Annotated in this window: 5 protein-coding genes and 2 pseudogenes; 3 read left to right on the top strand and 4 right to left on the bottom strand. The window is 43.0% G+C overall.

Going from position 1 to position 13,510, the window contains the following annotated elements:
* A pseudogene (locus H6F44_RS24250) lies at window positions 1–87 on the bottom strand (Rpn family recombination-promoting nuclease/putative transposase); the annotation flags it as partial.
* A gap of 280 nt (window positions 88–367) precedes the next feature.
* Window positions 368–658, bottom strand: a complete 291-nt coding sequence (locus H6F44_RS19960) for a hypothetical protein (protein WP_190352826.1) — start codon at window positions 656–658, stop codon at window positions 368–370.
* 150 nt (window positions 659–808) lie between these two features.
* On the opposite strand from H6F44_RS19960, the gene H6F44_RS19955 reads away from it, so the two are divergent.
* On the top strand, window positions 809–1,672 hold the full coding sequence (locus H6F44_RS19955; protein ID WP_190352824.1) for a Uma2 family endonuclease: 864 nt from the start codon (window positions 809–811) through the stop codon (window positions 1,670–1,672).
* Window positions 1,673–1,779: 107 nt separating this feature from the next.
* On the top strand, window positions 1,780–2,517 hold the full coding sequence (locus tag H6F44_RS19950) for a Uma2 family endonuclease (protein ID WP_190352822.1): 738 nt from the start codon (window positions 1,780–1,782) through the stop codon (window positions 2,515–2,517).
* A 72-nt stretch (window positions 2,518–2,589) separates the two neighbouring features.
* Here the strand turns inward: H6F44_RS19950 and H6F44_RS19945 are convergent, their stop codons facing one another.
* Window positions 2,590–12,576: a putative Ig domain-containing protein gene (locus H6F44_RS19945; RefSeq protein ID WP_190352820.1), complete on the bottom strand. Its 9,987-nt coding sequence runs from the start codon at window positions 12,574–12,576 to the stop codon at window positions 2,590–2,592.
* Between the two features lie 187 nt (window positions 12,577–12,763).
* Between H6F44_RS19945 and H6F44_RS19940 the strand changes: the two genes are divergently transcribed.
* The gene (locus H6F44_RS19940) at window positions 12,764–13,384 is read left to right on the top strand and encodes a DUF3782 domain-containing protein (RefSeq protein WP_190352818.1); all 621 of its coding nucleotides are present in this window, start codon (window positions 12,764–12,766) and stop codon (window positions 13,382–13,384) included.
* 13 nt (window positions 13,385–13,397) lie between these two features.
* Here H6F44_RS19940 and H6F44_RS24245 read toward each other — a convergent pair.
* Window positions 13,398–13,510 (bottom strand): annotated as a pseudogene (locus H6F44_RS24245) (Rpn family recombination-promoting nuclease/putative transposase); the annotation flags it as partial.

The raw sequence follows: 13,510 nt of genomic DNA, 5'->3' as shown, positions 1-13,510 counted from the left end.
GTCGATGAGTAAATCTTTACTGCCTTCTTCGCCGAACAGTTTCTTAAATCCGAAATCTGTATAAGGATTAAAGTATTTTGCAACCATCATCGCTTCTCCAAGATTATTTTATGAACGATCGCTAAATAACTACAGCACTATGAAAAACTATCTCTGATGTTTTCTATATATCACAAAAAATGGTTGTTATCTAACACACTATCACCCTAGACGACATCTTTGCCCTCTTCCGCGATAGCGAACGAGAACGCAATGAATATCAACACCCATCCCAACGAGCATTCGAGCAAAGTCAAAGAGCCTGTGAAGAGTGTCAAAGTGCTATCGACCAACAACTCGAAATAATGGTTATTATTGCTGCATAACGTCAAATGATTTTTGAAGTGAGCAGTAAAATTGCTAAGCCAATGAGAACTAGCAATGAACTAGCGATATTATTCCAGAATTGGTGATGGCTAGTCAGAGAAGCGCGTTGTTTGGGGCGATCCTCTATGATTGGTTGCATTGTCGATAGGTCAATGGTGGGGTATTGGCTGCGGCGAAACCAACCTGTGACAATTACGGAGCGATCGCAGAGCATTTCTAGTAAAAATCGTGACGGCGATCGCATTGAACCAAGCTTGGGTAAATATGGGCGTGAAAATATAGGAAATGCCATAGCCTATTAAAAATTGCAGTCCGATAAATAGGGCGATCGTTAGTAAAATTGCGGCTATCAAGCCATAGCCATTTATATCCCTGTTCAGAGGTTTAGCGATCGCTTTGCTATAATGCGAAATAATCAAACAAAAGTAATGTGTCAAAACCAATGGTGACAATACCTTTTGAAAATCGTCAATTACCGACTGCGGAAGACTTGCCAGATTCCGATGAAACCCCTGTGGATAACGAACTCCAAAATGACATTCCGAATATGCTCCTAAACCTGTTGCGATCTATTTGGAGCGATCGCCAAGATTGGTTTTTCGGAGTGGATATGTGCTACTACTACGAAGCGAATATTGAAGAACCCAAGAAATCCAAGTCAATTGTTCCTGATGGATTTTTAGCGATCGGTGTACCACGCCTCAAGGATGAAGGTGGAAGATTGAGCTATGTGTTGTGGCAGGAACAGGCAAAACCAATAATGGTTCTGGAAGTCATCTCTAAGGAATATAATGGCGAATACGAAGAGAAGTTAAGACAATATCAAAAGCTAGGGATTTTGTATTATGTGGTTTACAATTCCTTAAGCGGTCGCAGGGGACGTTATAAAAAACATGAATCTTTGGAAGTCTATAAATTAATTGATAGTAAATACGAATTATTACCATCGGTGACGCTATTGCCAGAATCTGGCAAGGTCGTATGGATGCCAGAGATTGATTTAGGAATTGGCTGTGAGCGCCGTATATGCGGCAATTGGGAACGTGACTGGCTCTTCTGGTATGATCGCGATTGCGTCAGGTATCCCACGGCTGAAGAACGCGCTGAGCAGGAACGAATGATTGCTAGACAAGAGCGCATGATTGCTTCTCAAGAGCGTATTGCGAAGCAAGAGGCGGAGGCGATCGCCGATCAAGAGCGTGAACAAAAATTACAAGAGCGTCAGCAAAAATTACAAGAGCGTCAACAAAAAGAGAAACTAGCTAACTATCTAAGGTCGATAGGTATCAATCCTGATGAAATTTGACGTGTATAAGGGCGATCGCTCTATATCCCAGTTTAGAATGCTGAAATATGGGGCGATCGCTTTGCTATAATGCGAAATAATCAAACAAAAGTAATGTGTCAAAACCAATGGTGACAATAGCGTTTGAATACCGTCAACTGCCCACGGCGGAAGACTTGCCAGATTCCGATGAAACCCCTGTGGATAACGAACTCCAAAATGACATTCCGAATATGCTCCTAAACCTGTTGCGATCTATTTGGAGCGATCGCCAAGATTGGTTTTTCGGAGTGGATATGTGCTACTACTACGAAGCGAATATTGAAGAACCCAAGAAATCTAAGGCAATTGTTCCTGATGGATTTTTAGCGATCGGTGTACCACGCCTCAAGGATGAAGGTGGAAGATTGAGCTATGTGTTGTGGCAGGAACAGGTAAAACCAATTCTGGTTCTAGAAGTCATCTCTAAGGAATATAATGGCGAATACGAAGAGAAGTTAAGACAATATCAAAAGTTAGGGATTCTGTATTATGTGGTTTACAACTCCCTAAGCGGACGGAGGGGACGTTACAAAGGGCATGAATCTTTGGAAGTCTATAAATTAATTGATGGAAAGTATGAATTATTGCCATCGGTGGCGCTGTTGTCGGAATCTAGCAAGGTCGTATGGATGCCAGAGATTGGCTTAGGAATCGGCTGTGAGCGGCGTATATGGGGTAATTGGGAGCGTGAGTGGCTCTATTGGTACGATCGCGATAATGTGAGATATCCCTCGGCTGAGGAAAGGGCTGAGCAGGAACGTCAGCAAAAAGAGAAGCTAGCGAATTATCTTAGGTCAATGGGGATTAATCCTGATGAGATTTGATGTGTATAAGGGCGATCGCTCTATATCTTAGTTTAGAATCCTGAAATATGGGGCGATCGCTTATCACGTTATCTAAGCAACAGAAAGATTTGCTTTGATGATGATGTCGTTGTAATCGAAGTCTCCGCCGCTTGGAAGATCTTCAAATCCAAAGGTATTATTTGCTAATAGGCGAATGTGATCGACTCCATCGGAATTAGCGCCGAGATAAGCAAAGTATACGGCGGGGTCGTTAGATTTATCGGTATCTAGAAGTTGATTTACGGAACCGTTGGCAATAATAAATGGAGCGAAAATCGAACCGCCTTGAAATACGCCGTTTATGGTTGCGGTGGATTGGTTGGCGGCTTGTAAGTCGATCCCTGCAACACGATTTTTAATGGCGGCTTCGGTATAGCCACTGTCCCCTGGTTTGAGGGAAAGTCCTGTTAATGGATCGGTGATTGTGCCTTGGGAGTCGGTGATCTTGTAGAAGCCCACAAAGTTGTTGTAGGCAGCTTCTCTATTGACCACAAAGTTAGCTTGGACTGTTTTGGTTGAGTCAACGCTGCTTAAATCTAATACTTCGCCTTGTTGCTGATCTTGGAGATTTGCGCCTAATGGTAAAGAAGTATCTGTCGCTTGAATGTTGACTACGAAGTCTTTGAAGTCGCTGCTGTTGCCATTGCCATCTTCCCAAGCTAGGGTGAAGTTGCCTGTGCCAGAGTCGGTAATTTTTTGATTGGAGACATTGGAGAATAAAATGTTTGGATTGGATGCGTTCTTTTTGCGAACATTGTCTAAGGTGTCATTTTTAACTAGTAAAAATCTAAGATTGTCGCCAGAGTTGAATTCTAAGGATCTGCTCAAGGTTTTGGGATCGAAGCCATTGGGAAGATTGGCGATCGCTGAAAAGATATTTTTGGCACGACTTAGGGCGGCTTGGGTATAGCCAGTTTCGGTGGGGGCGATGCCATTGATTCTGCCTTGTGCGTTATCAACAGTAAATACGGCTAAGTCATTTACAGCTTTGGGATTGGAGTCTGAGATGGTGATTTGTAGTTTGGGTTTGCCAGCAGTACCGCCTGAAATCGTGAAGATGTCATCAGCTAATTTAGCGAGCGATGATTTGGCACTTAACACATTTAATAGAAATGTATCAGTTGTACTCGCTCCTGATTTGTCTATGGCACGGACAACAACTTCAAGACTGCCAAGATCTGGTTTGGTGGGTTTACCGCTAAAGGTGCGATCGATCGCATTGAATTTTAGCCAAGGTGGTAAATCATTGCCATTTTTTAGGGCGGCGGCATAGGTGAGGCTGTCGCCTGTATCGATATCGTTGAAGGTATTGACATCAAAGGTGAAGCTGAAATCTTGGCTTTCGGTGGTAGTTTGATCGGCGATCGCATTAGCAACTATCGGAGCATCATTGAGATTTTCGACTGCGATCGCAAAGATATCACTAACAGTCGCTCCAGTTTTATCTGTAGCTGCGACTTTAATATTCAAATTCCCTACATTATCATTAGTTGGAGTACCGCTAAAGGTGCGAGTTGTGGAATTGAAAGTTATCCAACTTGGTAAAGCATTACCATTTTCTAAGGTTGCAGAATAGGTAAGAACATCACCAGCATCAATATCTGTGAAGGTATTGGTAGGAATTTGGAAATTGAAAGCGTTACCTTGTTTGGCGTTTTGATCTGCGATTAGGTTAGCAACTATCGGTGCATCGTTGACATTTTCAACGGCAATTACAAAGATATCACTAACAGATGCTCCGGCTTTATCTGTAGCTGCGACTTTAACATTCAAGTTCCCTACATTATCATTAGTGGGAGTCCCGCTAAAAGTCCGAGTTGTGGCATCAAATGTCAACCAACTTGGTAAAGCACTACCATTTTCTAAGGTTGCTGAATAGGTAAGAACATCACCCGCGTCAATGTCTGCGAAGGTATTGGTAGGAAGTTGGAAATTGAAAGCAGTTCCTTGTTTAGCGTTTTGATCTACTATTGCCTTCTCAACTGTCGGTGGATTATTTACCACAACTACAGTTGTAGAAGTATCGGCTTGATTTGGGGCAGATTCTTGGAAACCTACGCCATCCGTAGCCACGCTGTAGAAGCGGTAAACATGATTTAATTCACCTGTATAGGTTGCGGAAGTATCAGTGATACCTTGTTTCCAGATTGTGAAATTACCGCCATTGTCGGAGACGTAAATATCGTATTTGGCGACACCGCTACCATTGTCTGCGCCTGTCCATGCAACCTTGAAATTGGTGCTACTGTTGGCAGATAGGGACGTAACTTGGCTGCTGGGTAGTGCCGTATCAATTTTATTTGACCAGACGGGGGTAACAATGGGAGCATTGGTGTCGAAGACGATGCTGGCTTGGGCATCGAGGCTGGCTCCGTTGGGGGTGTCGCTTTTGGCTTTGATGCGGTAATTGACGAAACCTTCGCCGTCGCGGTTGGCGTTGTTGGGGGGGAGGAAGCCGTCAGTGACTCCTTCGGCGGGTTCTCCTGTGAGGGGATCGATGGTGATGATCTTCCAGGTGACGAGGCGGGTGGTGGTGTTGAGGGTGGCGGTGAAGTCTACAAAGTCGCCGATGGTGTTGCGGAGGTCGAGGCGGGTGGTGTAGTTTTGCAGTCCGTCGGGGACGGTGATGGTGGTGCTACCGAAGCCGAAGTCGCCTAGCTCGAAGGTGTTGAGGTCGAGGTCGCTGTCGAGGGTGTGGGTGATGTTGACGAGGACGGCGGGTGCGGTGGCGGTGGCTATGTTCTCGAAGCGGATGGTGTAGGGGAGGATGGGATCGGGGGTGAGCCAGCGATCGGTTCCTGTTCCGCCTGGTCCGATAATGTCGTTGGGGTCGAAGGAGTTGAGGATTGGGACTTCGGCTTTGGCTTTGGGGAAGTATTTAAATATGGGGTAAGGGTCAAAAGGTTCTGGAATTGGGTTGGGTGGAATATCCCCGACAGGGGGTTCAGATTTTGGGTTCGGTGGAAGAATCGGTTTTGGGGGTTTTGGTTTTGGTTTAGGTGAAAGACCATCTTGAGAGGGGGGTGGATTTGGGTTCGGCGGAAAAGACATGGATGAGGAACCAGAAGACTCTGACTTATCACAACTTTCTGGACTAGACCCCAGTAGTTCCAGACCATTGATTGTATCCGTAATAGGTTTTATTAGTGCTATGAATTTTTCTGGTATGTTGAATAATCCTTCTAACTTTCCTTTTAGTGTATTTAATCGATTCCTGAACTCAGTTGCTTCATTAGATGGAAGACCGAGTATAGCAGAAAAAACTGTAGCTGTTGCATTTAAAACTCCTTTCTTTAGTAAATCTCCTATGAATTTTACTGCTTCTTTTTGTATGTCTTGAAAATTGGAAATTGTAGGCAATCCAGCATGGCTTCGTAGATAATCCTTAACATCTTCTGTGATATCTATCGATCGGAGAATTCCCAAAACTTGTAGAGCACCGTTTGAACTATTGAGATTTTTAATAGCTCCATCAATATCATTGCTGTTTAAATATGCATTTGTTTTTTCTAGGTCTGCTAAATGCAATCTTAAAGCAGTCGTAGCTTTGAAGAAAGAAGATTTATGTCTTAAATCACAATCTGGATTGTCTCCTGACGGTTTAGGAACAGGTGCAGTAGGCGCAGGTGCAGTAGGCGCAGGTGCGGTAGGCGCAGGTGCAGTAGGTGCAGGTGCAGTGGGCACAGGTGAGTTTGTTTGACCTGTAGGTCTATTCTTAGTGGGAGCATTTGTGAATATATTAATGCCGTCATATGTTGCGGCAACGATGCTAAGAACATCCCACTGTCCAGAATAGGTACTTGTCGTTGAATCAGTCGAGGATTGAGTAGTAGCAGAACCAGTCGAGGAACCACTACCACCGCCAGATACATACCTCACACTGAGAGATTCTGGTAAATATTCACTACGAGTGTCATTTTTAATAGTCGCAACTTTATTACCGAGAGCATCATATTCGTACTTCCATGTTTCATCAGGAGTTTTGACTTCAATTAGATTGTTTTCGCTATCGTAAGCGTAACTAGAAGTTTTACCATCCTGAGTCTTGGTCGCTAAATTCCCATCTCGATCATAGGTATAAGTAGTGTCACCAACTTTAGTATACTGGTTCAGATTATTGGTGCTGTAACTAGTGTCTACTCCACTATCTTTTAACACTGTCCGATTGCCAGCGGCATCATATTGGTATTCAGTTAATCCAGTTGGTGATGTCTCAGAAGTTAGCCGACCAGTAGCATCGTAACCATAACTTGTTTTTCCTTCCTCACTTGACGTACTTGTTAGACGACCAAGATCGTCATAGGTATATTCAAATCTTGAGTTAACGGTATTGTCGTCCGCTATGTACTGGACTATGCTCAGAACTGCTCCAACATCATTGTAAGAATAAACTGTATAAGTGCCATTTTCACCATTATCCTCGCGGCTGAGTTGTCCTAAAGTGTTGTAGCTGTAGCTGACGATGTTTTTCGCATCCTTATCAGTCAGTTGCTTCAGCCGCCCCACGCTGTCATAGCTGTAATTGGTGGCAAACCCATCTTGGTCAACCATCTTACTCCGCCGTCCACCTGCATCGTAGCTAAAGCTGAGGGAGCGCGTCCCGCCATAGCTGACATTGGTGAGTCTGTCGGCGGTATCGTAGCCATAAGTAACGCTACTATCAGCATCCGTGGCTTTGGTTAAATTCCCCCGCAGGTCGTATTCAAATGCAGCCGAAGTACCATCAGCAAAGGCTTTCTTGGTTAGCAAGCCGCGACTATCGTAGGTATAACTAATCTGCTGTCCGCGCCGATTGCTAGAAACCGTCACATCACCCTTATCGCTATAGGTAAAGCTTTCCTTCGAGCCATCTGCATAGCCGATACTACCCAGATTGCCTTTATCATCGTAACTGTAATTAATCGCATTCCCTTTTTGGTCGGTGACGCTCTTAATTTGGTCGTAGCGCGAATCGTAGGCAAATTGGACACTCTGCCCCAGTGCATCGGTAGAAGCGAGTAAATTCCCCTTGCTATCGTAGGTAAATTTGGCATTGGAACTATCAGGAGCTAATACTTGAGTGAGATTGCCCTTGCTGTCATAACTAAAACGGCTAACCCTTCCCAAAGCATCGGTAGTTTGGGCGACTTGTCCACGGTCATTGAGCAATACTTGGGTAGATTTATTGTTAGCATCAGTAACCGTCACACCGCCCGTACTGTCATAGCTATACTTGAGGGTTTGTTCACCACCATTGAGGCTCTCTTGCGTCACCCGTCCCAAATCATCGTACTCAAATAGCGACTGAGTGCCATCTGGATAAGTAATTGATTTAATCGCGTTGGCTTTCGCGCCCTCTGTTTCGTAGGTATAACTAACCGCCCCACTCACATCACTCACCGATAACAACCGTTCCCCAGTTGCATCGTAGGTATAGGTGGTAGATTGTCCGTAGATATCAACGACTTCATTTACCCGCCCTTGGGCATTGTATTTGAAGGTGACTTTATCGCCATTGCCATAACTCAGCCCTGTCAACAGATTAGCGGTATAGCCGAGAGTGACTTTATTCCCATTGGTATCTTGAATAAAATCTAACTTCCCATTTGCCAAAAAGCTCTGAACAGTGCCATCAAACTCTTTGATTTGATAGACATCGCCTACCTTAGTCAAGCTGCCCAAATCGTCAGTAATGCCCTGATATTTACCATCCTTCCCTTTGGTAAACGTGCGACGGCGATCGCCAGTTTGAATCGCCACATTCCCCGCCGCATCCGTAATCGCAGTGACATCCCAAGGATTCACCCCACCGCGCCCAAACGCCCCCACAGTAGACCGCGCCGAAATCGCATTACTATTCACCTGCTGCAACTCAAAACTCAACAGCCGCGAGATATCGCCCGTATATTCACCCAATTGACTGAGGCGATTGGCATTATCATTCAATACCTTTTGAAACTCACTTGCCTTACCACCGACACTAGTAACAAAATTACTATAAATCTTGTCCCACACATCCGCCGCAATCCCTTCAGGACGAGAACTATCCTTAATGCCATTCCAGTCAACATTCTCATCTAATGCCAAACTATTAACTTGGAAATCAATATTTGTCGCATCTAAAGCCGAACGGAATTTCACCCGTACCGAACCAGTCGCCCCCGCAGGTAACACCCCAGCATTGCCTTCTTTGTTGATGCCCAAGAACTGAATCGTGCTATCTTTATACACGCCCGATTCCTCCAACAGCGCACCCTTAGCTACCAAAGTCAGCAACGGAGCCGCAATATCTGTATTCCCAGCATTGCGATAGGTAATAATTAATTCTCCCGTCGCCCCTGGACGCACCGCCCCAGGAGCGGCAATATCTACCTGTAACCGTCCTGGTGCCAAGTCATTCACTAAGAAGACATCATTGGCCAAGGCTTGATTAGTTCCGTCTACCACCTTGACATCATAAGCACCTATTACTTGCCCCTTGAGGTCAAATTTAGCCGCAATGTTGGTATCATTCAGGACTGTTACCGCGCTACTATTTACTTCTTTCCCCGCAGGATCAACGATGCTAACTTTGGCAGTTGGTGTGAATTTAGTCCCCTTAATATCAATAGTCGCTTCACCTTGATTACTGCCTGCGATCGGGTTAACATTCAGGATTTGGAAGGCGGAATTTTGTTTGGGAATAGCTGACAGATTGAGATTGTAAATGGTGTCATTATTTGCGCCGCCATAGTTATAAATCCCTGCATAATAAACCCCTGCATCTAGTTCTTGAGAAATAGGATCGGTACTAGTATTGATATTAGTCAACCATTGACCCTTAGCATTTGTCAGACTGATGTAGGTTTTATCGCTGGATTTATCTGGATTGAAATTGAGGTTAAAGGTACTCTTTTCCTTTAACTCAAACCGATAGACATCGCTAGAATCAATCGAACCAATAAAATCAGTAAAAGCTCTCGCTCCATTTAATATACCCACATCTCGCGCCGTCTGATTATCACTTCCCGCCAAATCTGTAATAGTTGGAACCGCAATATTTAGTTTGTAATTACTGCCAACATTACCATTAGGCGTGACACCCAAATAGTAAGTTCCGGCGGTAATCCCTTGACTAATGTTGGTATTAGCAAGATTTGTAAAACCGGTCGGAGTAGAAAGCAACTTTCCAGCACTATTGAAAAGTTGAAGATTAGGATTGATTGCTGTTTCAGTGAAATTCAGATTCAAGAAACTATCTGTCGTCACACGGAATTTATAATAATCCGCCGAATCATTACTCAAACTATTAAAATTACCAATATAATCAGCAATTTGTTGAGGTTCGCTAATTACCCCCAAATCCCTAGCCTGATTGATAGTTTCACCTGCATTATCTACAGGTGGCGTACCAATAGAAACCGCACTGACATCTAGCTTATAGTTTGTTCCCTTCGCATCACTAGTTCCAGGAGTACCAAAGCCACCAAATAGCCCGATTCCGCCCTCTACCTGCACATAGTAAGTACCTTTTTGGAGATTGCGACTGATATTTTCATCGCTACTCCCAGTATTCCTAGAAGACAAGATTATAGCACCACCGCTATTGAGCAAAGATAAATTAGCATCTTCACTCAAGCCACTTAATTTTAAGTTGACCGTACTATTATCAGCAATGGTGAACTTATAGTAATCGTAATAATCATTTGCTAAATCTTTGAAATTACCCAGAAAATCTGTCGCTGAAACTACCTCAGTTTTAATAGTTCCGAGATCCTTAGATTGGTCAATATTTTCGCCAGCATTATCAACGGGAATTGCACCTAACGCGATCGCACTCGCATCCAATTTATAAGTCGTATTCTTTGCATCAACTACACCATTAGGTCCAGTCGGGAAACCAAATAGCCCGATTCCCGCATCTACTCGCACATAATAAGTACCTTTTGGCAAATTGCGACTAATATTTTCATCACTACTCCCAGTATTGCTAGAAGATACGATAGTATTACCATTACCATTCAGTAAAACTAAATTAGCATCTTGGCTCAAGCCACTCAGTTTTAAATTGACAGTGCTATTGTCAGCCAGAATGAATTTATAGTAGTCAGTGTAATCGTCAGATAAGTTGTTAAAGTTTCCCAGAAAATCTGTCGCTGAAACTACTTCAGTTTTTAGAGTTCCAAGATCCTTCGATTGATCGATACTATTCCCAGGAAGATCGATCGGAATCGCACCTAAACTCGTTACACTCGCATCCAGCTTAAAATTAAGGCTCGTAGGAGTAGCAAATGGATCGCCAAAAAAACCACGAGATGCTCGAATATAGTAAACTCCAGTCCTCAAATTCTTGCTAATAGTTTCATCAACAGTGCCAGGATTAACCGCAGAAATAATCGTATTTCCCTGACTACTTAATAGTTCTATATTTGCGTCTTGACTCAATCCACTGAGCTTAAAATTGACATTACTATTTTCAGATAGGGTGAATTTATAGTAATTCTGATAATTGGCACTAGCAATTTCGCTTTGCAACGTCGGTATTACTCCAGTCAGAATACCCAAGTCACTAGCCTGATTTATATCATTGGCATCAACAGGAGTGCTACCTAAGCCAACAGCATTTGCACTAAATCGATAATTACTTCCATTGTTCAACCCTGATGCCGGACTTACGGAAACAAAATAAGTACCCGATCGCAATTTTTGGGAGATAATTTCATCGCTAGTTCCACTGGTAGCCGAGGTTTTAATAGAATTACCTTGACTATCCAACAAGGAAATATTCGTATCTTGACTCAGCCCACTCAGGCTTAGATTAACAGTGCTGTTCTCGGTAATTGAAAATTGATAGTAATCACTAGAATCAATAGCACCACCGAAGTTTCCAAAATTACCAACATATTCATCAATAACTATCGCAGTGTTGCCCAGTACTCCTATATTTTTAGCCTTGTCGAGAGAATCCCCTGCATTATCAACAGGCACAGCACCTAGAGAAATCGCACTGGCGGCAAATTGGTAATTAGTACCAGTTCCACCTCCAGTAGCTTGAGCATAATAAGTCCCAGCCCGCAGATTGCGGGTGATATTCTCGTCAGCATTACCTCCTGTCGCGGAACTGACAACGAGATTCCCCTGACTATCATACAAATTCAGGTTTACATCTTGACTCAATCCACTCAGCTTGAGGTTAACAGTGCTGTTATCCGCAATGGTGAATTGAAAATAATCGCTACTATCAGTAGATAACCCATTGAAGTTACCCAAAAAGTCATTCGCAACAGTTGCCGTTGCACCCAGTACGCCAAGATTTTTGGCTTTATAAAGACTTTCCCCTGCATTATCCACAGGCACAGCACCTAGAGAAACAGCACTGGATGACAATTGATAACTAGTACCATTTCCCCCACTGTTAGTAATAAAGACGTAGTAATTCCCCAATCGGAGATTTTGAGTAATATTTTTGTCCGCAGGACTATTCTCAGAACCAGTAATGAGAGTCCCTTGACTATCCAACAATGAGATCGCAGCATTTTGACTTAACCCAGTCAGTTTGAGGTTGACCGTACTATTTTCAGAAATGGTAAATTGATGATAGTCAGCGTAATCGATGTCTAGCCCATTAAAATTACCAATAAATTCATTAACAACTGTTGCTGTTGTCCCCAGCGTACCAAGGTTATTAGCTCTATCTAAACTGCTTCCAGCACTATCGACTGGAATTGCCCCCAAAGAGATGGCACTAGTTTCGATCTTATAATTTGTCCCAGTTCCGCCCCCGCGCACATAGAAATAATAACTACCTGCCTTTAAATTCTGAATAATATTTTCATCAACATTTCCTGCAAAAACAGATTGTGTAGGAATCTGACTCTCATCAGCATTAAGCAAAAACAAGTCCACATTCTGACTCAAACCACTCAGTTTAATATTCAGCTTGCTATTTTCGGCTATCTTAAACTTGTAGTAACCAAGAGAATCGGTATTTGAGATGGTGTCTTCAGAAATTTTGATGCTGGCATCTACAGTTCCAAGATCAAAGGCAGTTGCGATCGAATTTCCAGTTTGCTTAGGCATAAATTAAATTTACTTAATAAACAAGAGGAGCCTTAATAGGAGATAATTTTAAAGAAGACAGAATAATTAAGTATAGTGATATTTTTTAGTACTCACTAATCCTGAAGATATTATATCATAATTATAAATTATGTCAAGTATTAGGATCACATCATCACATTATATTCACCTTGATTAAACTACTATCATGAGTCAACCCATCACCCTAGACGACATCTTTGCCCTCTTCCGTGAAAGTGAGCAGCAACGTAAGGAATACCAACAAGCTGCCGAACGAGAAATGAATCGACTACGTGAACAAAGCGATCGCACCGACCAACAAATCGAAAAAACCAGCCAAGAAATAACAAGACTAGCCGCCCAAGTTGCCCAAACCAACAAGCAAGTAGGAGGGCTAACGAGCCGATGGGGAGAATTTGTCGAAAACTTGATCAAACCTGCCGCCGCCAGACTATTTCAAGAAAAAGGAATAGAAGTACATCTCACGGCTCTCCGAGTTACGGGTCAAGATGATCAAGGTTCCATTGAAATTGATATTCTCGTAGAAAATACCACTGAAGTAGTCGCGATCGAAGTGAAATCTCATTTAGAAGTTCGTGATGTGAAAAGATTTTTACAAACCTTAGAGCGCTTCAAAAAAGCATTTCCCAAACATAAAAATGATAAACTCTATGGAGCCGTAGCAGGAATTAAAATCGATGAAAGAGTTAACGAATATGCGATTCAAGAAGGATTATTCCTAATCCAACCCGCAGGTGATTCCGTAATTATTGCTAATGGCAAAGACTTTAAACCAAAAATTTGGTAGTGCTATTGCTCGCTCAAATTCTTTGAATAGCTTCGTATGACAATCCAGTCGATTCAACAATAATTTCAATAGCGATATTCTGCTCTTTCAAAGCCTTAGCAACTTTCTCAATCCCTTTCTCAATCC

Origin of the sequence: Pseudanabaena cinerea FACHB-1277, assembly GCF_014696345.1 — a bacterium.
Taxonomy (GTDB): Bacteria; Cyanobacteriota; Cyanobacteriia; order Pseudanabaenales; family Pseudanabaenaceae; genus Pseudanabaena; species Pseudanabaena cinerea.
This window is presented reverse-complemented; position numbering and strand designations above follow the sequence as displayed.

Excerpts from the sequence above, each read along its gene's own strand:
- H6F44_RS19955 (WP_190352824.1), top strand. The coding sequence starts at position 809 with ATGGTGACAATACCTTTTGAAAATCGTCAATTACCGACTGCGGAAGAC.
- H6F44_RS19950 (WP_190352822.1), top strand. The coding sequence starts at position 1,780 with ATGGTGACAATAGCGTTTGAATACCGTCAACTGCCCACGGCGGAAGAC.
- H6F44_RS19945 (WP_190352820.1), bottom strand. The coding sequence starts at position 12,576 with ATGCCTAAGCAAACTGGAAATTCGATCGCAACTGCCTTTGATCTTGGA.
- H6F44_RS19960 (WP_190352826.1), bottom strand. The coding sequence starts at position 658 with ATGGCATTTCCTATATTTTCACGCCCATATTTACCCAAGCTTGGTTCA.
- H6F44_RS19940 (WP_190352818.1), top strand. The coding sequence starts at position 12,764 with ATGAGTCAACCCATCACCCTAGACGACATCTTTGCCCTCTTCCGTGAA.